The sequence below is a fragment of the Enorma burkinafasonensis genome, from assembly GCF_902150035.1.
GTDB lineage: Bacteria > Actinomycetota > Coriobacteriia > Coriobacteriales > Coriobacteriaceae > Enorma > Enorma burkinafasonensis.
In genome coordinates, this window is sequence record NZ_LR597501.1 from 147255 (window position 1) to 166620 (window position 19366).

Consider the following 19366-nt stretch of genomic DNA (forward strand, 5'->3'; position numbering starts at 1 on the left):
ACCCCGCGATCAGGCGCGGCCCGCCTCCTTGAGCAACTCGCGCGCATGGGCGAGCGACGCCTCCGACGCATCGCCCGAGAGCATGCGGGCGACCTCGCGCACGCGCTCTTCGCCCTCCACGGCGCGAAGCTCGGTCTCGGGCACGTCGGCGTCGAGCTTGCGCACGACGTAGTGCCGCTCGGCCATGACCGCGACCTGGGCCACGTGCGTGACCACGATCACCTGGTGCGTGCGGGCGAGGTCGGCGAGCACGGCAGCGAGCGAGCGGGCAACCGCGCCCCCGACGCCGGCGTCGACCTCGTCGAAGACGAGCGTGTCGACCCCGTCGGCGTCGCCGAGCACCACCTTGCAGGCGAGCATGACGCGCGAGAGCTCGCCACCCGAGGCGATGCGCCTGAGGGGTCTGGGCGTGAGGCCGGCGCCGCTGCGGTAGAGCAGCTCGCAGGCGGCCGGGCCGTCCTCGCCCCAGCGCTCGCGCGGGAGCGGCCGCGCATCCCAGATGAGCTCCGCGCGGCCCATCTCGAGCCGCGCCATCTGCTTGCCGACCTCGCGGCAGAAGCGCGGGGCGGCCTCGTTGCGCCGCTTCGTGAGGGTGCGCGCGCACGTCTGGAGCTCGCGCTCGGCCTCATCGAGCTCGGCGCGGGCGCGGCGCACGCGGGTCTCGCCGTCGTCGACGAGCGAGAGCAGCTCGAGCGCCTCGTCCCGCTTGGCGAGCACGTCCGCCATACGCGGGCCGAAGCGCCTGATAAGGCCTTTGAGGGCGGTGTAGCGCTCCTGCAGGCGCGTGAGCTCCGCCGGGTCGAAATCGATGCCGTCGCGGTAGCGGATGAGGTCGCTCACCGCGTCCTCGACCGTGATGGCCGCGCCGGCAAGGGTGTCCGCGGCCTCGCTGAGCTTGGCATCGACCGTGCCCATGCGGGCGAGGCCGGCGATGGCGGCGTTCAGGCCGTCGAGCGCCCCGCCCTCGCCGGAGAGCGCCTCGACCGCCTCGTGCGCGGTGCCCGCGAGCGCCTCGGCGTGCTCGGCGCGCGGAAGCGTCTCCTCGAGCTCCTCGAGCTCACCGGGCTTGGGGTCGACCTCGTCGATGACCTCGCAGGTGAAGCGGGCGTCCTCGAGGCGCGCCCCCTGAGTCGAGGCCGCGCGCTCGACGCGGTCGAGCTCAGCGGCGGCGGAACGCGCCCGCGCGAGCGCCTCCCGATAGTCCGCGAGCGCCGTCGCAACCGGGGACCCCGCCCAGGCGTCGACCATCTCGACATGGGATGACGCGTCGAGCAGGCGCTGGTGCTCATGCTGGCCGCACAGGTCCACGTGCGGCCCCACGAGCGCGGCGAGCTCGCGCACGCTCGATATCGAGCCGTCCACGCGCACGCGGCTCCGCCCGTCGGCGCCCACGCGGCGCTCCACGCAGACGCCCTCGGTGTCGTGCGCGTCCCTGAAGAAGCGGCCCGTCACGAGGGCGGCATCGGCCCCTTCGCGGACCTGCGACGCGTCGGCGCGCTCACCGACGAGCAGCTTGAAGGCCGAGAGCAGGGCCGTCTTGCCGGCACCGGTCTCGCCGGTGAGCACCGTGAGGCCGCTTGCCGGCGCGAACGACGCGGCATGGATGAGCGCCAGGTCGCACACCTCGATCTCATCGACCATGATGCACCCCGTAGAACACGCGCGACACCGAGTTGTAGAAGCTCTCGGGGCCGTAGTCGAGCAGCAGGATGTCGCCGGGGCCGCGGCGCACGACGACCCGGTCGACGGTGGTCTCCTGCGTGATGAACTGGCCGTCGACGGCGATCGCGGGGACCGACGGGCGGTCGCGCGACATGGCGATCTCGACCACGTCGGCCGGCGAGGTGAGGAAGGCGCGCGCCTGGATGGTGTGCGGCGCGATGGGCACGCAGACCATGCCGGTGTAGTCGGGGCTCACGATGGGGCCGCCGGCGGAGAGCGCGTAGCCCGTGGAGCCCGTGGCGGTGGAGACCACGACGCCGTCGCCGCGCAGGCGGTCGATATGGTGGCCCGAGACGGTGATGTCGAACTCGACCATATCGGAGAGCGGGCCACGCGTGAGGGCGAGGTCGTTCAAGGCGAAGGTGTTCACGGTCTCGGGACCGTCGCTCGCGTCCTCGCCGATGACGTCGACGTCCAGGGTGGCGCGGCGGCTCACGTGGAGCTCGCCGGCGAGCGCGTCGCTCACGACGCCGAGGACGTCGCGCTCCGTGGGGCTCGCCGCGGTGAGGAAGCCCACGTGCCCGTAGGAAAGGCCGAGCACGGGGATCTCACGGTAGCCGACGATGCGCGCCGCGCGCAGGAGCGTGCCGTCGCCGCCGAGCGAGATCACGAGGTCGCTTCCCTCGATATCGGGCTTGCTCGCGATCTTCGAGCGCTGGTCCTGCGCCCATGCGACATCATAGCCCTGGCGGCTGAGCCACAGCTCGAGCTTGAGGCCGCTCTCGACCGCCTCGGTCTTGTAGTAGTTGGGTACCAGGAACACCTTCATGCGCCCACGACTCCTTCGACTTGGGAGAGGACCGCGCGGGCCGCCTCGTCGGGGAGCCGGCCATCCTCTAGCATACCCATCCGCGCGATGAGGAAGAACTCGATGTTGCCCTTGGCGCCCGTGATCGGCGAGGTCGAGACGCCGAAGGGCGCAAGGCCGTGACCGGCGAGCACGCGCACCGCCCGCTCGAGGACCGCGCGGCGCACCGAAGGGTCGCGGACCACGCCGCCCTCCCCCACCTCGTCGGCGGCGGCCTCGAACTGCGGCTTCACGAGCGTGAGGAAGACCCCGCCCGGTGCGAGCAGCTCGCAGACCGCATCGATGATGTGCGCGATGCCCGTGAACGACACGTCGCAGACCGCGAGGTCGAACATGGAAGCATAGCCCAACCCCGGCACGTCCAGCACGTTCGTGCGCTCGAGAAGCTCGACTCTGGGGTCGTTCCGCAGCGACCAGGCGAACTGGGCGCGGCCCACATCGACCGCGACGACGCGGCGCGCCCCGCGCTTGAGCAAGCAGTCGGTGAAGCCGCCCGTGGAGCACCCGATGTCGATGCAGGTGAGGTCCGCGGGGTCGAACGCGAAGGCGTCGAGCGCGCCGGCGAGCTTGAGCCCGCCGCGCCCCACGAAGGGGAGCCTCCCCTTCACGTGGATCTCGATGCCGGGCTCGACGCGCATGCCGGGCGAGGAGAGCCGCTCGCCGCGGGCGGAGACCTCGCCCGCCATCAACATGCGCAGGGCATCCGCGCGGTCGGCGCAGATGCCCTGTGCGATCATCTCGTCATCCAAGCGAACGCGCTTCACGGGACCGCCTCCGCCTATTCGGTATCCTCTGGCGCGGGCCCGGCCTCGGGCTCCCCGGCGGTAGCCCCTTCGGTGGCGCCCTCGCCTTCAGCGGCGTCGGCCTCGACGGCCTCGGCCAGCTGCTCGGCCTCCTCGGGGCTCAGATCGAAGCTGTCGACGAGCTCGACGGCGCGGGAGCCGAGCGCGATGCCCTCGTCCAGAAGGTCGAGGCTCCGTTCGAGCGAGGTGTCCTTGGCGCGCACGGACGCCACGATCTCGTCGAGGCGCTCGGTGATGTCGGCGAAGCTGTTGAGCGTGTCCGCCATCGCTAGCGTCCCTCCTCGGCGGGAGTGCCGTCCGCATCCGCCTCGGTGGAGGCGCTAAAGAGGCGGTCGCCCTCGCGCGCCACGCGGCCGAGCACGCCGTTCACGAAGCTCGCGGACTCGTCGGTACCGTAGGCCTTGGCGAGCTCGACGGCCTCATTGATCACGACGGCGTCGTCGAGCCGGTCCTCGGCGAAGCGGAGCTCGAAGACGGCGACGCGCAGCAGGTTGCGGTCGGCGCCCGGCATGCGGGAGAGCGCCCAGTTGTCGGATGCGCGCTGCAGCGCGCGGTCGATGATGGTGAGGTTGGCGGCGCAGCCACGCGCGATCTCGACCGCGTACGGGTCGAGCGGGCCCTTGGAGATGAGGTAGTCCCCCGCGAGGACCTCATCGACGGTCCTGCGGGTGATCTCGGCCTGGAAGAGCAGCTGCAGCGCCTGGCTGCGCGCGAGCGTGCGGCCTCGTTCGACTTTAAGGCTCACGCGCTACTCCTTGGGGAACACGAGGCCGTCGATGCAGACGTCGACACGCGCGACCTCGACGCCGACCTGGGCGTCGATGCCGTGGACGACCGCCTCGCGCACCACGTCGGCGAGCTTCTTGAAGGGGTACCCGAAGAAGACCACCAGGTGCACGGTGATGGCGAGCTTGTCGTCCTCGACCGCGGCCTCGACGGCGGGAGCGGAGGAGACGGTGCGCGTGGAGAACATCGACACCAGGTTGGCCGCGAGGTCCTTCACGCCGACCGACGCGACGCCCTCGATCTCCTCGACGGAGCGCGTGACCACGGTGGCGAGCACCTCGGGCGCGATGCCCATACCGGAAATGTAGATCTCCTGAGACATGAGGTCCCTCATTTCTTCCCCTCGGGGATTGCTAGACGCGGGAAACGAACTTGCCGTCGCGCGTGTCGATCTTGATGGTCTCGCCCTCGTTCAGGTACATGGGGACCTGGACCACGGCGCCGGTCTCGATCGTGGCGGGCTTGGTGGAACCCTGGACCGTGTCGCCCTTGAAGCCGGGGTCGGTCTGGGTGATGGTGACCTCGATGAACATCGGCGGGTTCACGCCCATGAGCTCGTCGTCGGCGTAGAGGAGCTGGCAGACGTCGTTCTCCTTGAGCCACTTGGCGTTGTCGCCGATGAAGTCCTCGGAGACGGGGACCTGCTCGTAGGTCTCGTTGTCCATGAAGATGTAGTCAGTGCCGTCGTGGTAGAGGTACTGCATCTCGCGGGTGCTCAGCATGACGCTCTCGAACTTGGTGCCGGCGTTGCAGGTGTTCTCGACCACGCGGCCGCTCTTGATGTCCTTCGTCTTGTAGCGGACGAACGCGCCGCCCTTGCCGGGCTTGACGTGCTGGAACTCGACGATGGTGACGACCTTGTCCTTGATGCGCAGGCCGATGCCGTTCTTGAAATCAGCGGTGGTGATGGTTGCCATATGCTGCCTTTCCGAATCCGTCGCGGCGGCGTCGCCGCAAAGCGTCGTTGCATGAACGCTCAGATTATACTCTTTCCCGCGAGCTGCCGCGATACGCTGCGAAATAAACACGGCGCGCCCGGGTGCGCGCGGCGCTAGCAGGCGATGACCTGGAGCTCGTGCGGGCTTCGGGTGAAGGGCACAAAGCCTTCCTCGGTGATGAGGCCGAAGTCCTCCAGGCGCACACCGAACTCGCCGGGCAGGTAGATGCCCGGCTCGATGGTGATGACCGCGCCCGCCTCGACCGTGTTGCCCGAGCGTCCGAAGACCGGCAGCTCGTGGATGTCGATGCCCACGCCGTGGCCGAGGCCGTGGCCGTAGTACGCCCCGTAGCCCGCCTCCGCGATGAGCCTGCGCGAGAGCTCGTGGACCTCCCGCCCGTCGACGCCGGCATGCGCCGCCTTCGCGCACTCCTCGTGGGTGCGCCGCACGATGTCGTAGACCTCGCGCTGCCGCGCCGTCGGCTCGCCCACGCACACGGTGCGGGTCATGTCCGACTTGTAGTCGCGGTACCCCGCGCCGTAGTCCATGAGGACGAAGTCGCCGCGCTCGATGACACGGTCGCCCGCGATGGCGTGCGGGTTCGCGGCGTTGGGGCCCGAGGCCACGATCGAGGAGAACGCGAGGCTGTCGGCACCCTGGCTGAACATGTAGTTCTCGAGCTCGAACTTGACCTGCCGCTCGGTGAGGCCGGGCTCGATGTAGGCGAGCATGTGCTCGAAGGCGGCGTCGGTGATCGCCTGCGCACAGCGCATGAGCTCGACCTCCTCGGCGTCCTTGACGGCCCGCATGGCCCGCAGGTCCCCGTGCATGAGCGGGATGGCGAACGCGACGGCGCCATCCTCGAGCGCGCGCACGAGCGCGCGGTGGAAGGCGAGGTCGCAGGTGTCCTCGAGGGCGATAGCGCGGGCGCGGACGGCCGCTGCGCGCTCGGCGACCCAGCACGGGGCCCGGACGCCCTCCTCGTCGACCGTCCACGGGGTCTCCGCCGGGAGGTGCTCGGTGAACGAGTTGAAGTAGCGAGAATCGGTGTGGAGCAGCGCCTCGTCGGCGGTGATGAAGGCGGCGTGCGGGAGCTCGCCTGTGAAATCGAACACGCCCTCCGCCCCGGTGAGCCAACGCAGGTTCGCCTCGTCGCGGATGACAACGGCATCGTAGCCGCGCTCGTCCATGAGGGCGCGCACGCGCTCGATGCGGGCGATGGTTCCGTTTGCCGAATTAACCGAAGCAGCCATGGCAGATTCCTTCCCTTGGGCCTTGCGGTGCTTGAAGCCCGCCTGCGTTCCGGCGGGCGGCGCGATCACTCGGCGAGGAGCTCCGCGCGCGAGGCGCAATAGGCCTCGGCGTGCCGCACGAGCAGCTCGTCGTCGACCGCAGCGAGGCGGATCGAGCCCACCTGGCGCGGCAGGGCGAGCATGGTGCGGTTGGAGCGCCGTGCCTGCTCGGCGCGGATCGCCTCGACGAGGCGGCCCGCATCGAGCTCGAAGCCCAGGTCCTCGATGCCGAGGTCCCAGAGCAGGTCGTCCTCGGCGAAGACCACCTCGGGGTCGAGCCGGCACGCGTCGACGGCGAGGCGCGCCTCGAAGCGCATGCCCTCGGCGAGCAGCGCATAGTCGGGCACGTCCCGCCCGAGGCACGCGCGGAGCGCGGAGGCGGTCACGGTGCCGTAGGCGAGGGCGCGCCGCGCCGCGGGGTTCGCTGCCTTCACGATGTTGCGGCGGGCGATCATGGTCGAGACGAGCAGGTCGGTCAGGGCGTCGGCGTCGTCGGCGACGAGCTCGGCGGCGCGCTCGGTGAGCGCCTCCCAGAAGCGCTTATCGTCCGAGAGCGCCGCCCCCACCATGCGGACGTAGCCCGCGCGGCGCAGGTCCGTATCCATCCCCGGCAGGAACGAGAGGTCGCAGACGACCATCGAGGGCTGGGGCGGCAGCGACACCATGCCGGCGAGCGCGCCGTCCCCGAGCGGGGCCATCTCGGTGGCAAGGGTCGCCATGCCGTCGAAGCCGGTGGGCACCAGGGCGCAGGCGCAGCCGCCGCACCAGATCTTGGCGCAGAACGCGGCGAGCGAGCAGAGCGCGGTGTCGCCGAGGGCGAGCACGAGGTCGTCCTCGGTGATGCCGGAGGCGCCGAGCCCCTCGAGCAGGCGCTCGGCGCAGGCGAGCGCGCGGGCGTCCCCGCCTGCGGCGAAGCTGACCCGCTCGACGGAGAAGCCCGCGTCGATGAGGCCGCGCTCGGCCTTCTGGAGCACGTCCGCGGAAAGATCGTCGCGCACGACGACGAGGGCGCGCCTAGGCTTGCCCACGACGCCCCCCACGAGCGAGGAAAGCTCGTCGAGGGCGCCCGCGCCGATGCGGACGTCGACCGACCGCTGGTTGATGGTGAGCAGCTGACGTTTGATCGTCATAGAAGACCACGCTCCAATAGCATGTCCGCGCAGATGTAGGAAACGTCCTTGAACGAGCGGCCCCTGATGTCGACCGTCATGTCGGCGGCGTCGAGGTAGAGCGGCCTGCGGTGCTCGTAGAGGCGCGCCGCATGCGCCGGCGACTTGAAGTCGGGGCGCGCGGCGAGCGAGCGGATCTGCCGCAGCGAGTCGTCGAGGTCGCCGTCGAGGAAGACGCAGTAGCCCATGCGGTGCATGAGCTCGATGTTGCCGGGGGTCTCCACGATGCCGCCGCCGCAGGAGACCAGAAGACTCCGCTCGGAGGCGAGCGACGAGAGCGCGGCGGTCTCGAGCTCGCGGAAGCGCCCCTCCCCTTCCTTGCGGAAGATCGCCTTGATCGAGGTGCCCGCGCGGCGCTCGACGAGGCGGTCGGTATCGACGTAGCGGCGGTTGAACATGCGGCCGAGGTTGCGGGCGAGGGTCGACTTGCCCGCGCCCAGAAACCCGATGAAGAAGATATGGTCGCACCCGCGCTTCCCGGTGCCAGCCGCCCGCGCCTCCACGGGCTACTCCTCGCAGGTGAGGTTGCGCAGCGCCCGGCGCTCGAAGATGCGGAAGATCTGCGTGTACCACAGATCGACCGTCGTCTGGGGCTTCACGAGGATGGTGTCGATGCCGGCGAGCGTACCCGCCCAGACATCGGTGTAGAGCTGGTCGCCGACCATCACGGTCTCCTCGCGCGAGACGCCGAGGCGCTTCAGGGCCGCGAAGAGCGCGAAGGGCGCCGGCTTCATCGCGAAGCCGATGGCCTCGAGCCCGAGCTCGCCGGCAGAGCGCATGACCTGGTCGTGGTGCCAGTTGTTCGACACCATGCAGAGCCTCATGCCGAGCTCGCGCGCGCGGTCGAGCCAGCGGGCCACCTCGTCGGGGGCCGTGGTGCGGTCGCGCGGCACGAGCGTGTTGTCGCGGTCGAGCAGGATCGCGCGCTTCCCCTGTGCGTAGAGCTCGTCGAGGTCGATCCGCTCGACCGAGGCGACGTAGCGTTTGGGCGAGAAGACGCTCATGAGCGGGAGTCCACGTACTCTTGGCGGTTCACCAGGAACTCGTCGTAGGTCTCGCTGAAGCGGTGCGTGCCGTCGTTGTCGGGGGAGAGCACGTAGTAGAGGTAGTCGGTGTCCGCGGGCGAGACCGCCGCCTCGATGGACGAGACGCTCGGCGAGCAGATGGGCCCGGGCGTGAGGCCGGTGTTCTTGTAGATGTTGTACGGCGAGTCGATCTCGAGGTCGTCGTAGGTGACGGTACCCGAGCCTCCGCCGCGCGCGTAGACGATCGCCGCGTCGATCTGGAGCGGCATGCCGGCGTCGAGGCGGTTGTAGATGACGCTCGCGACCTGCGGGCGCTCGTCGGCGACCGCGGTCTCGCGCTCGACGAGCGAGGCGAGCGAGACGAGCTCCTGCAGGGTGAGACCGTTGGCCCCATCGCCCAGGTTGAGGTCGGCGGTCTCGGTCTCGAACTGGTCGAGCATCACGCGGATGACCTCGTCTGCCGTGGGCTCGGAGAGGAAGGTGTAGGTCTTGGGGTAGAGGAAGCCCTCGAGCGAGTCGTTGTAGGCGCCCTCCAGGAAGGGGTAGTCCTCGGCGTAGTTGGAGGCCTTGGCCTGCGCCAGGAAGTCGGCGGCGGGGATGCCGAGCGTCTCCTCGACGCGAGCGGCCGTCTGGTCGACGGTGAGGCCCTCCTGGATGGTGAGGTCGATGCCCTCGACGTTGGGGCCGGAGATGAGCTGGCGCACCACGTCGAGCGGGTCCATGCCCGTGGTGAGGATGTAGTCACCGGGCTTGAGCTGCGTGTCGGCATGGAGCTCGCGGACCGCGGCGTAGTACTGCTGCGGGTCCTCGATGACGTGGTTCTGCGAGAGGATCGAGGCGATCTGGTCGCCCGAGGCGCCCTCGGGGATGTTGATCTGCACCTCGAGGCCGGCCTCGACGGCGGGCTCGTCGCTGCCCGCGAACGCGCCGGAGACGGCGGGTATCACCACGAAGATGACCCCCGCGAAGACGGCGAGGACGACGGCGATGGCGATGATGAGCGGGATGATGGGCTGCTTCTGCTTGCCCTGCTGGGTGCTCTTGCGGGTGTAGGCCGCCTGCACGCCGGCGCGGTGCGTCCCTCCCTGCGCGCTCCGCGCATGCGAGGGGGCGGCGGCATGGGCGCGATGGGCTGCGGGACGCTGCGCGGTCGAGCCGTAGGAGGACGGGGTGTAAGTCCTCGCCTGCCCGGAGGTGCCGTTTCGCGCGAAGCGCTTCCCGGCGGGACGCGGGGTCGCGCTTCCGCCGTGCGCACCCGCCGTGCGCCTGGGTGTGTTGCCGTCTTGGTACGCCACAGGGCCCCTTTCGATACGCGCGGACCGAACTCGCGCGTGTTGAGTCGTGGTGAATATATCGGCTAGTAGTGTACCGCAGACTTAAGAGCGGCTTAAACTTTCCATCTAACCTTGAAGCCCTGCCTCCGCGTCGCGGCGGGCGTCGAGCCAGGCCTGCAGGAAGAGGCTCGCGGCGACCATGTCCACCCGTCCGCGCATCTGGCGCTCCGAGAGGCCCTGCGCGCGCAGGATCCGCTTCGCCTCCGCCGAGGACAGCCGCTCGTCGACGAACTCGACGGGAAGCCCGCACGCTTCCGCCACCTCGGCCGCGACGGCGCGCACGCGCTCGGCCTGCTGCCCGTCCTCGCCGGCGAGCGTCTTGGGCAGCCCGCAGACGAGGACGTCGGGCTCGTGGTCCTCGAGCACGTAGCGGAAGCTTCGCGCCATGCCGGTGACCTCGGAGGCCGGCAGGACCTTCACGGGCATGGCGAGCCGCCCCGAGCTGTCCGAGGCGGCTATCCCGATACGGGTCTCGCCGATGTCGAGCGCGAGCGCTACCACGCGCGGGGCCTTTAAGCGTCGAGCGCCGCGCGCGCGGCCTCGAGCGCGGCGGGGATGCCGCTCGCGTCCTTGCCGCCGGCCTGCGCCATCTGCGGACGGCCGCCACCGCCGCCGCCCACGAGCGGGGCGATCTTCTTGATGATGTCGCCGGCCTTGAAGCCCGCGGCGACCGCCTCGTCGGTGGCGCCGGCGAGGAGCGCCGGCTGGCCCTTCGAGGTCACGGTCGCGAGCACGCAGGCGACCGGTCCCGCGACCTTCTGGCGCACGGTGTCCCAGACGTTCCGCAGGTCAGCGGCCTCGAGGCCCTCGAGCTTCGCGATCACGAGCTTGTAGGCGCCGCGGTCCTCGGCGGCGTCGATGGCGTGCCCGATGGCATCGGACGACCCGCCCGTGAGCGCGGCCTTGAGCTTCTGCTCCGTGGCGTGCATGCTCTCCTGGAGGGCGCAGACGCGCTGCGGCACCTCGTCGACGCGGCACTTGAGCTCAAGAGCCGTCTGCTCGAGGAGGGCGAGGCGCTCGTTCAGGTACGCGAGCGCGCCCGTGGAGGTGACGGCCTCGATGCGGCGGATGTTGGCGCCGGTGGAGGACTCGGAGACGATCTTCATGAGGCCGAGCTCGGAGGTGTTGCGGGCGTGCGTGCCGCCGCAGAGCTCGCTCGAAACATCGCCGCAGGACACCACGCGCACCTCGTCACCGTACTTCTCGGTGAACAGCGCCATCGCGCCCGACGCCTTGGCCTCCTCGATGCCTATGATCTTGGTGGAGACGGGCAAATCGGCGAAGATCCAGCCGTTCACGACCTGCTCGACCTCGGCGATCTCGGCGGCGGACATCGGCGAGAAGTGCGTGAAGTCGAAGCGCAGGCGCTCGTCGTCGACATAGGAGCCCTCCTGCGCCACGTGGGTGCCGAGCACACGGCGCAGCGCCGCATGGAGCAGGTGGGTCGCCGTGTGGTTGCGGCGGATGCGCTCGCGGCGCGCGGCGTCGACCGAGGCGAGCACCTCGTCGCCGACGGATACCGCGCCCGCCTCGACGGTGCCCGCGTGCGCGGCGATGACCTTCTCCTGCCAGGTGGTGTCGGCCACCGCGAAGGATAGGCCCGCCTCGGAGGTGATGGCGCCCGTGTCGCCGCACTGGCCGCCGCGCTCGCCGTAGAACGGCGTGCGGTCGAGCACGATCTCGACGCGCTCCCCCGCCTCGGCGGACTCGACGGAGCGCCCGTCGCGCACGATGGCGACGACGCGCGCGGTGAGCTCGGTCGCGTCGTAGCCGGCAAACCCGGTCGGCTCGAGCGTATCGGAGAGCGCGAGCCACACCGTGTCGAACTTCGACCACGCGACGTCCTTCACCTGGGCGCGGGCGCGCTCGCGCTGCTCGGCCATGGCGACCTCGAATCCGTCCGTGTCGACCGTGAAGCCGCGGCTCTCGGCGATCTCGACCGTGAGGTCGATGGGGAACCCGAAGGTGTCGTGGAGCGTGAAGGCGCGGCGTCCGTCGAGCACGCCGCCCTCATCGAGCTCGGCGAGGGCATCGTCGAGGTAGGCGGTGCCGTTCTCGATCGTCGCCGAGAAGCGCTGCTCCTCGCTCTCGAGGAACTTGAGGACGAGCGCGCGGCGCTCGACGAGCTCGGAGTAGTGCCCGCCCATGATGTCGATGACGGCCTCGGCGTAGCGGCACATGAACGGCTCGCGGATGCCCAGCAGGTGCCCGTGCATGATGGCGCGGCGGATGAGGCGGCGCAGCACGTAGCCGCGGCCCTCGTTGCCCGGGCGGATGCCGTCGGCGAGCATGAAGGTCACCGCGCGGGCGTGGTCGGCGAGGATGCGCAGGCTGCGGCTCGCGCCCTCGTAGACGCCCGGGACGTACTCGGCGCCCGAGATCTCCTCGCCGAGCGCGATGAGCCCGCGCAGGATGTCGGTCTCGTAGTTCGAGCGCGCGCCCTGCATGATGGCGGCGATGCGCTCGAGGCCCATGCCGGTATCGAGGTTGCGGTGCGGCAGCTCCGGCATGGAGCCGTCCTCCTGGCGGTCGTACTGCGTGAACACGAGGTTCCAGAACTCCAGGTAGCGGTCGCAGTCGCAGCCGGGCGCGCAGTCCGCACTCCCGCAGCCGAACTCCTCGCCCTGGTCGTAGTAGATCTCGGAGCACGGTCCGCAGGGACCGGTCGGGCCGGCGGCCCAGAAGTTGTCGTCCTCGCCGAGGCGCGAGATGTGCCCCGGCAGCGCGCCCAGATCCTCCCAGATCTTGAAGCACTCGTCGTCATCCGTGAACACGGTGAAGTAGAGGCGCTCCATGGGCAGGTGCAGGACGTCGGTGATGTACTCGAGCGAGAGCCTGCAGGCCTCGGCCTTGGGGATGCCGCCGAAGGAGAAGTCGCCGAGCATCTCGAAGAACGAGAGGTGGCGGCCATCGGAGCCGATGACGTCGATGTCGTTGGTGCGCACGCACTTCTGGCAGGACGCCGCACCGACCTCCTTCATGGTCTTCTTGCCGAGGTAGTACTGCTTGAACTGGTTCATGCCCGCGTTCGCGAGCAGAAGCGACGGGTCGTCGGGGATGAGCGACGACGAGGGGAACACCTTGCAGCCGCGCTCCTCGAAAAACGAGAGGAACGTCGAGCGGATCTCGGCGGTGGTCATGGACGGAAACTCTGCTGCCATTGCGCAATCTCCCTAGGGTAGGTGCATCGTGAATGCTGAAAACGTCATAAGTATAGCCAAACCGCGCGGGTCGTGGGCGCCTTGTTCACACACCGCGGGGCGGCACGCGGCGCTAGGCGGCCCTAGCGCCCGTCATCGTCGTCGCGGCCCGCATCGCGCCCCACCTTGAAGTCGGCGGGCAGGTGGATGAAGTTGAGCTTGCTCCAGGGGTTGTCGAGCTCGGGCTTGGGCAGCGCCGAGCCGCTCGGGGCCACGTCCTCGTCGATGAGCTCGGAGTCGGTGACGAAGCTGTCCTCGCCGAGCGCGTCGAACGCGGGTACCGGGCGGTCGCGCTCGTCGCGAAACGGCGTCCCCTTGAAGATGGCGCCGTCGTACGAGACGATGGCGCGCCCCGTGTTCTTCTCGAAGTAGAAGATGAAGAGGCCCTTCAGCGCCGCACACAACGGGATCGCGATGACCATGCCGAGCGCGCCGAGCAGCGCCGAGCCCACGACGAGCGCGGCGAGGCTCATGGCGGGGTGGATCTGCACCGTCGACTGCATGACCTTGGGCGAGATCACGTTGTCCGTGACGTTCTGCGCGACCATGCAGATGATGAGGGTCCACAGCGCCAGCACGGGATCGTAGAAGAGCGCGAGCAGCGTCGCCGCGAAGGCCGAGATCCACGGGCCGAGCACGGGGATGAGGTGCAGAAGGCCGGTGAGCACGCCCATGAGCGACGCGTACGGGTGGCCGGCGATCGCGAGCGCCACGCCGGCGAGCACGCCGTTCACGATCGAGGTGATCACCATGCTGCGCATGTAGCCGCCCACGGAGCGCGAGAGGATGGCCACCATGAAACGGTAGCTCGTCTCGTGCTCGCCGCCCACGATGGCGCCGATCTCGCGGTGGATGCGCGGGTAGTCGAGGGCGAGCCAGTACGCGAGCACAAGGCCCAAAAACACGATGAAGAGCTGGGCCGCGAACGCCGAGACGACCGGCACCACGCCCCTGCCCACGTCGCCTGCGATCTGGGTGATGTAGCCGGACGCCATGTCGGCGAGCGAGGTCAGGGCGGCGTCGAGCTGGCTCGCCCACGTGGACTCGGAGAGCGCCTCGAAGTCGCGGGAGAGCTGCACGACCCACTCGCCGAGACCGCGCAGCTGCTGGGGCAGACGCGCGAGGACCTCGAGCAGCTGGTCGACGATCACGGGGCCGATCACCATGATGAGGCACGTGAGCACCGCGACCACCACCACGAGGCCGATGAGCGCGCCCACGCCGCGCGGGACGCTCCGGCGCTCGAGGGCGTTCACGATCGGGGACTCGACGAAGGCGATGAGCGAGCCCACCGCGAGGAACTCGATCACGGGCGCGAGCACGCCGAGCACGTCGAGAAGGGCCGCGCCGATGACGATCGCGCCGACCACGGTCCAAACGCGCAGCGCAAGGAGGCGCGCGCCGGGGATCTTCGCCTCGACGGCCCTCATGCGGGAGGAGTTCTCTTCGGTCATGATCTGCCCATGACTCCTTCCGGGTCGATCTTGTCCTGGATCTTCTTGAGCGTGCGCCTGAGGAGGCGCGACACCTGGACCTGCGAGATGCCGAGCTTCTCCGCGATCTCGATCTGGGTCATGCCCTTCAGGAAGCGCAGCTCGATGACCTCGCGTTCGCGCGGCGAGAAGCCCTCGAGCGCCTCCTCGATGATGAGGCGGTCGTCGGTGAGCGCGAGCTCGCTGTCCTCGGTCGCGTAGCGGTCGATGATCGAGGGCGCGTCGTCGTTCTCGGAGCTGCCCGTGCCCTCGAGGGGCACCGAGCTGTAGGCCGAGGACGACTCCATCGCCTCGAGCACCTCGTCCACGCTCGCGTCGAGGTAGTCGGCGATCTCGTCGATCGTGGGCGAGCGCTGGAGCTGGGTGGTGAGCGTGTCGGTCGCCTGGTTGACCTTGGCGGAGAGCTCCTGCAGGCGCCTGGGCACGCGCACGCTCCACCCCTTGTCGCGGAAATGGCGCTTGATCTCGCCCAAGATGGTGGGCGTGGCGTACGTGGTGAACTCGAGCCCGCGCTCGGGGTCGAAGCGGTCGATCGCCTTGAGCAGGCCGAGGTAGCCCACCTGGATCAGGTCGTCGAGCGGCTCGCCGCGGTTCTTGAACTTGTTGGCGAGGAACCGGACCAGGTTGAGATGCGACATGACGAGCTGCTCGCGGGCATCCATGTCGCCGTGCTCCTTGTAGCGGCGAAACAGCTCGTGCGTCTTCTGCTTGTCCCAGGCCGACCTACTTGACGTGGTCTTCTCCGCCATATCAGACATCCGCCTTGAGCTCGAGATGGAGCCGCGCCGGCGAGGCCGTCTTCTCGTAGGCGTCGCAGACGGCCCCCAGGATGAGGTCCGCGTAGGCGGCAGGGCCCTCGGCCTCCCCCTCGGGGAGCGGGCCCGCCCCGAGCTCGACGTCGATGGCGACGTGCGCGGGATCGACCTCGAAGCGGAAGGTCACCTGGTCGGTGGCGGCGCCGCAAGCGTAGATGAAGGCCTCCTCGGCCGCCATGCGGATATCCTCGATGCGGTCGACCGACATCGAGGAGAGCGCGGCGACGTTGGCCGCGATCATGCGGACGAGGCGGGCGAGCCTGGGGTCGGGTGCGACGGCGAGCTCGATCGCCTCGATCGGGGTCTCGTTACTCATGGGCGTCCTCCCCCTCTGCGGCCTCGGTGCCCGCGGGCGCGGCGCCGTAGGTGTAGTAGCGCGTAGGCCGGGCGGGCTCATCCGCCGCGGCCTCGGCAGCGGGCGCCTCGGCGGAGGCGTCCGCGCGCGGGGCCTCGCCGGCATGCAGGGCGCGCTCGGCGTCCGCGGCGGGAGCCTTGATCTTGCCGAGGATGCGCTGGACGGCACCGGACGCGCTGTCGGCGACGCCGGCGACCGCCTCCTGCGCGGTGGCGACCGAGCCGGTCACCTGCGCGACGTCGCGCACGACGGCCTCAACCTCGACGAGGTTCGCCGAGAGCGCGTCGACGGCGACGTTGGCGGACTTGAGCAGGGGCTCGACCTGCGAGAGCGCGGGCGTGAGCTCGTCGATGGCGCCGTCGAGCTTCGCGACGACGGGGCGGGTCTCGGCAAGCGTCTCGTTGAGCTCGCCGACCGCGCGATCGACCTCGCCGACGGTGGCGCGGGCGCGGCGGATGGTGAGCGCCAGCTCCGCCACGGCCCAGATGCCCGCGACGACGAGGACGATGAGCAGGATCTGAAGGGGCTCCATGGGACCTCCTCTGTTGGACATACAGACTGTTTGATTCTACCCCAAGCGGGGCACCCGGTTGCGGGGCCGCCGCATCCGGCCGACGTTCTAGAGCGTCTCCACGTAGCTAGGCGCGGTGCTGCCCCCGCTCGAAGCGGAACTGCTCCCATCCCCTGCCGGAGCTCTGCCAGAAGGCGCCCGGCTCGAGCCCCTCGGGAAGGTAGCGCTGGTCGACCCAGCCCTCGGGGTAGTCGTGCGGGTAGCGGTACGCGCCGTACTCGTCCGACCCGGGGCGGTGCCGGTCGCGCAGATGGCTCGGCACCTCGCGCTGGCCCGAGGTGCGCACGTCCGCCAGCGCGGCGTCGATCGAGGCCTCGCAGGCGTTCGACTTGGGCGCGAGCGCGTTGTAGATGGCCGCCTGCGCGAGGTTGATGCGGCACTCGGGGTAGCCGATCACCTCGGCCGCCTTGAAGGCCGCCTCCGCCACGAGCAGCGCCTGGGGGTCGGCGTTGCCGATGTCCTCCGAGGCGGCGATCATGATGCGGCGGGCGATGAACTTGGGGTCCTCGCCGGCGTCGATCATGCGCGCGAGCCAGTACACCGCGGCATCCGGGTCGCTCCCGCGCATCGACTTGATGAAGGCCGAGATGATGTCGTAGTGCATGTCGCCCGACTTGTCGTAGGACAGGCCGCGGCGGGGGTTCGCCATCTGCACGTCGTCGAGCGATATGGGCGTGGGCTCCCCCTCCGCGGGCGCGGGCGTCCCGTCGGTATCGGGGCGGGTGACGGCGATCTCGCTCGCGAGCTCGAGCGTCGTGAGCGCGGCGCGCGCGTCCCCGGCGGCGAGCGTGCAGATGGAGCGCACCACCTCGTCGTCGGCCGAGAAGGCGCCGCCAAGCCCCTGGGGCGACGCGAGCGCGCGGCGCACCACGACCGCGATGTCCTCGTCGGTGAGGTAGCCGAGCTCCACCACGCGCGAGCGCGACAGCAGCGCGGAGTTGACCTCGAAATAGGGGTTCTCGGTCGTGGCGCCCACGAGCACCACCGTGCGCGTCTCGACGGCATGGAGCAGGGCGTCCTGCTGCGAGCGCGAGAAGCGGTGGATCTCGTCGATGAACAGTATCGTCCGCTTGTCGAAGGCCATGAGGCGGCGCTCGGCTGCCTCGATCTCGCGGCGCAGGTCCTTCACGGTGCCGGTGACGGCGGAGACCTCGACGAACTCGCTTCTGGTGTGCGCGGCGATGATGTGGGCGAGCGTGGTCTTGCCCGTGCCCGCGGGCCCGTAGAGGATCACGCTCGACAGCACGTCGTGCTCGATGGCCGAGCGGAGCCAGGAGCCCGGCCCCACGGCATTCTCCTGCCCCACGTACTCATCGAGCGAGCTCGGCCTCATCCGGACGGCGAGCGGCGCGTGCGCGAGCTTGCGGTCGGATTCCACCTGCGTGAACAGCGTCTCCATCGTCATGTCCTAACGCTCGACCTCCCCCGATATGTAGGTGCGCGCAGGGAAGCTGATCTCGGGGAACAGCTTGGTCGCGAGCTCCGTGAAGTAGCCGTCCGTCATGCTCGCGATGTAGTCGACGACCGTCTGGTCGAGGTCGTCCTTCCACCGGTACCTGCGCCCGTAGTGCGCGAGGTGCTCCTGCACGCGGGCGATATGGTGCCTGAAGATGAAGCTCGACTCGTCACGGGCCTTGAGGTCGCCCAGGCAGTGCTCGTACATGAGGCCGAACGCGCGGGCGAGCTCCTCGGCGCGCTCCCCCTCGATGCCGCTCGAACGGTAGATCTTGGCGTAGTTCTCGGCCTTGGCGCGCTTGATCTCGGAAAAGAGCTCGTCGCTCATCTCGATGCGGTCCTTGCCGTAGCTGTGCTCGATGATATCGGCCGAGGCGTGCGTCAGGATCCAGGAGTTGTACGCGCCGCCCAGCCCGTCCTCGAAGGCATCGCCCGTGAGCAGGCCGGCGGCGATGGCGTCCTGGCGGTCGCGCCCCACGTAGGCGATGATGTCGGAGATGCGCACCACGCAGCCCTCGAGCGTCATCGGGCGGAGGTGCCCGATGGCGAGGTCGCCGGTGGCGCAGCAGGCCTCGACGGTGCGGTCGAGCTCGTCGAAGGTGCGAAGGCCCGAGAGCTCGAAGACGCGCTGCTCGTACTCGCCGTTGTGCGTGAGGCAGCCGTCGAGCGTCTGGAGCGTGAGGTTGCGACCGTAGAGCGTGTCGAGCACGCGCACCGAGTGGACGTTGTGGAAGAACCAGCGGCCCGTCCGCGCGTGGAACACCTCGTTCAGGCAGCGCTCGCCGGCGTGCCCGAAGGGCGTGTGCCCCAGGTCGTGCCCGAGGCCGATCGCCTCGATGAGGTCGCAGTTGAGCCCGAGCGCGTAGCCGATGTCGCGGGCGATGCGGGCGACGAGCTGGACGTGCAGGCCGCGCCGCGAGAGATCGTCGTTGGCGCGGAAGCTGAACACCTGCGTCTTGCCCGCGTAGCGGTTGTAGGCGGGTGTGTGGATGATCTTCTCGACGTCGCGCACGTAGGCGGGGCGCCAGATGCTCGCGACGTCGCCGGGCCGGTCCTCGCGCCGGAGCGCGTCGCGGTCGTCCGCGCGGTACGGGTTCACCCATCCGCGCGCCCGGTCGTCCCGCATGCGCTCGATGAGCTCGGGCGAGAGTACCTCGGGAATCGAATCCATGCGCGCCCGAACCTGGGCGCGGTCGAGCGTGTCTGTGCTGTCCGGCATTGCATACCGCCTTTCCTCCCCTCCATCATCGCATACCGCGCCGACATCGGCGGCCCGAAGGGCCATTCGGTGGAGTTTTCGGCCCGATGCGACGCCTGCATGCAACTCGACGTTCATTTGAAGGGCGAGTTGCGCGCAAGCTGCCATTCGATATTCAAATGAAGTGCGAATGGCGCGAAAAGCCATTCGCAAGGAAATTGAACAAACCAGCGGCGAGGCACACGTTGACCGTACCTCATCTACCTGGTGATTTAATAAATATAGTTTGATGAAGACCATTCGATAGAAAAATGAACGTCGAAATCCACACACTTTTCAATCGGATGTCATCCGGGAACCACCGACGCGCCATCCGTGAGGGAACCTGCCCGCCCGTCGCGC

20 protein-coding genes are annotated in these 19366 nt (G+C 69.5%); all 20 read right to left on the reverse strand.

Features of this window, described 5'->3' with window-relative positions:
• Positions 1-9 precede the first annotated feature (9 nt).
• Entirely contained in the window at positions 10-1641 is a 1632-nt protein-coding gene (locus FS885_RS00720) for a DNA repair protein RecN (RefSeq protein WP_144743036.1), read from the reverse strand.
• The gene (locus FS885_RS00725; protein WP_144743037.1) at positions 1631-2491 is read right to left on the reverse strand and encodes an NAD(+)/NADH kinase; all 861 of its coding nucleotides are present in this window, start codon (positions 2489-2491) and stop codon (positions 1631-1633) included. Before FS885_RS00725 ends, FS885_RS00720 begins: the two co-directional genes overlap by 11 nt.
• Positions 2488-3294: a TlyA family RNA methyltransferase gene (locus FS885_RS00730; RefSeq protein ID WP_144743038.1), complete on the reverse strand. Its 807-nt coding sequence runs from the start codon at positions 3292-3294 to the stop codon at positions 2488-2490. Before FS885_RS00730 ends, FS885_RS00725 begins: the two co-directional genes overlap by 4 nt.
• A 14-nt stretch (positions 3295-3308) precedes the next feature.
• Positions 3309-3599 (reverse strand): exodeoxyribonuclease VII small subunit, encoded by a 291-nt coding sequence (locus FS885_RS00735; RefSeq protein WP_144743039.1) that lies wholly within the window; start codon positions 3597-3599, stop codon positions 3309-3311.
• A 2-nt stretch (positions 3600-3601) separates the two neighbouring features.
• Positions 3602-4078: a transcription antitermination factor NusB gene (nusB, locus tag FS885_RS00740; RefSeq protein WP_144743040.1), complete on the reverse strand. Its 477-nt coding sequence runs from the start codon at positions 4076-4078 to the stop codon at positions 3602-3604.
• Positions 4079-4081: 3 nt separating this feature from the next.
• Positions 4082-4441: an Asp23/Gls24 family envelope stress response protein gene (locus FS885_RS00745; RefSeq protein WP_144743219.1), complete on the reverse strand. Its 360-nt coding sequence runs from the start codon at positions 4439-4441 to the stop codon at positions 4082-4084.
• A gap of 31 nt (positions 4442-4472) precedes the next feature.
• Positions 4473-5036, reverse strand: coding sequence for an elongation factor P (efp, locus tag FS885_RS00750; RefSeq protein ID WP_144743041.1), 564 nt, complete (start codon positions 5034-5036; stop codon positions 4473-4475).
• Positions 5037-5170: 134 nt separating this feature from the next.
• A complete protein-coding gene (locus tag FS885_RS00755) occupies positions 5171-6310 on the reverse strand; it encodes a M24 family metallopeptidase (RefSeq protein ID WP_144743042.1) in 1140 nt (379 codons plus the stop codon).
• Positions 6311-6375: 65 nt separating this feature from the next.
• Complete coding sequence (locus FS885_RS00760) at positions 6376-7479, reverse strand: dehydroquinate synthase/iron-containing alcohol dehydrogenase family protein (RefSeq protein ID WP_144743043.1); 1104 nt, start codon at positions 7477-7479, stop codon at positions 6376-6378.
• Positions 7476-8021, reverse strand: a complete 546-nt coding sequence (locus FS885_RS00765; protein WP_144743044.1) for a shikimate kinase — start codon at positions 8019-8021, stop codon at positions 7476-7478. Before FS885_RS00765 ends, FS885_RS00760 begins: the two co-directional genes overlap by 4 nt.
• A 3-nt stretch (positions 8022-8024) precedes the next feature.
• Positions 8025-8522 (reverse strand): YqeG family HAD IIIA-type phosphatase, encoded by a 498-nt coding sequence (locus FS885_RS00770; protein ID WP_144743045.1) that lies wholly within the window; start codon positions 8520-8522, stop codon positions 8025-8027.
• Entirely contained in the window at positions 8519-9838 is a 1320-nt protein-coding gene (gene mltG / locus FS885_RS00775; RefSeq protein ID WP_246060675.1) for an endolytic transglycosylase MltG, read from the reverse strand. Before mltG ends, FS885_RS00770 begins: the two co-directional genes overlap by 4 nt.
• 105 nt (positions 9839-9943) lie before the next feature.
• Complete coding sequence (ruvX, locus tag FS885_RS00780) at positions 9944-10378, reverse strand: Holliday junction resolvase RuvX (protein WP_144743046.1); 435 nt, start codon at positions 10376-10378, stop codon at positions 9944-9946.
• Between the two features lie 11 nt (positions 10379-10389).
• On the reverse strand, positions 10390-13038 hold the full coding sequence (alaS, locus tag FS885_RS00785; protein ID WP_144743047.1) for an alanine--tRNA ligase: 2649 nt from the start codon (positions 13036-13038) through the stop codon (positions 10390-10392).
• Between the two features lie 122 nt (positions 13039-13160).
• The gene (locus FS885_RS00790; protein ID WP_246060678.1) at positions 13161-14531 is read right to left on the reverse strand and encodes an AI-2E family transporter; all 1371 of its coding nucleotides are present in this window, start codon (positions 14529-14531) and stop codon (positions 13161-13163) included.
• Positions 14528-15319: an RNA polymerase sigma factor SigF gene (locus FS885_RS00795; RefSeq protein ID WP_144743048.1), complete on the reverse strand. Its 792-nt coding sequence runs from the start codon at positions 15317-15319 to the stop codon at positions 14528-14530. Before FS885_RS00795 ends, FS885_RS00790 begins: the two co-directional genes overlap by 4 nt.
• Position 15320: 1 nt before the next feature.
• Positions 15321-15701, reverse strand: coding sequence for an ATP-binding protein (locus tag FS885_RS00800; RefSeq protein WP_144743049.1), 381 nt, complete (start codon positions 15699-15701; stop codon positions 15321-15323).
• Complete coding sequence (locus FS885_RS00805; protein ID WP_144743050.1) at positions 15694-16272, reverse strand: hypothetical protein; 579 nt, start codon at positions 16270-16272, stop codon at positions 15694-15696. Before FS885_RS00805 ends, FS885_RS00800 begins: the two co-directional genes overlap by 8 nt.
• 106 nt (positions 16273-16378) lie before the next feature.
• Positions 16379-17710: a replication-associated recombination protein A gene (locus FS885_RS00810; protein WP_144743051.1), complete on the reverse strand. Its 1332-nt coding sequence runs from the start codon at positions 17708-17710 to the stop codon at positions 16379-16381.
• Between the two features lie 9 nt (positions 17711-17719).
• Entirely contained in the window at positions 17720-18985 is a 1266-nt protein-coding gene (locus tag FS885_RS00815) for a deoxyguanosinetriphosphate triphosphohydrolase family protein (RefSeq protein ID WP_144743052.1), read from the reverse strand.
• Positions 18986-19366: the final 381 nt, after the last annotated feature.

Excerpts from the sequence above, each read along its gene's own strand:
- FS885_RS00720 (WP_144743036.1), bottom strand. The coding sequence starts at position 1,641 with ATGGTCGATGAGATCGAGGTGTGCGACCTGGCGCTCATCCATGCCGCG.
- FS885_RS00725 (WP_144743037.1), bottom strand. The coding sequence starts at position 2,491 with ATGAAGGTGTTCCTGGTACCCAACTACTACAAGACCGAGGCGGTCGAG.
- FS885_RS00735 (WP_144743039.1), bottom strand. The coding sequence starts at position 3,599 with ATGGCGGACACGCTCAACAGCTTCGCCGACATCACCGAGCGCCTCGAC.
- FS885_RS00745 (WP_144743219.1), bottom strand. The coding sequence starts at position 4,441 with ATGTCTCAGGAGATCTACATTTCCGGTATGGGCATCGCGCCCGAGGTG.
- efp (WP_144743041.1), bottom strand. The coding sequence starts at position 5,036 with ATGGCAACCATCACCACCGCTGATTTCAAGAACGGCATCGGCCTGCGC.
- FS885_RS00755 (WP_144743042.1), bottom strand. The coding sequence starts at position 6,310 with ATGGCTGCTTCGGTTAATTCGGCAAACGGAACCATCGCCCGCATCGAG.
- FS885_RS00760 (WP_144743043.1), bottom strand. The coding sequence starts at position 7,479 with ATGACGATCAAACGTCAGCTGCTCACCATCAACCAGCGGTCGGTCGAC.
- FS885_RS00770 (WP_144743045.1), bottom strand. The coding sequence starts at position 8,522 with ATGAGCGTCTTCTCGCCCAAACGCTACGTCGCCTCGGTCGAGCGGATC.
- alaS (WP_144743047.1), bottom strand. The coding sequence starts at position 13,038 with ATGGCAGCAGAGTTTCCGTCCATGACCACCGCCGAGATCCGCTCGACG.
- FS885_RS00790 (WP_246060678.1), bottom strand. The coding sequence starts at position 14,531 with ATGACCGAAGAGAACTCCTCCCGCATGAGGGCCGTCGAGGCGAAGATC.
- FS885_RS00795 (WP_144743048.1), bottom strand. The coding sequence starts at position 15,319 with ATGGCGGAGAAGACCACGTCAAGTAGGTCGGCCTGGGACAAGCAGAAG.
- FS885_RS00800 (WP_144743049.1), bottom strand. The coding sequence starts at position 15,701 with ATGAGTAACGAGACCCCGATCGAGGCGATCGAGCTCGCCGTCGCACCC.
- FS885_RS00805 (WP_144743050.1), bottom strand. The coding sequence starts at position 16,272 with ATGGAGCCCCTTCAGATCCTGCTCATCGTCCTCGTCGTCGCGGGCATC.
- FS885_RS00810 (WP_144743051.1), bottom strand. The coding sequence starts at position 17,710 with ATGGAGACGCTGTTCACGCAGGTGGAATCCGACCGCAAGCTCGCGCAC.
- FS885_RS00815 (WP_144743052.1), bottom strand. The coding sequence starts at position 18,985 with ATGCCGGACAGCACAGACACGCTCGACCGCGCCCAGGTTCGGGCGCGC.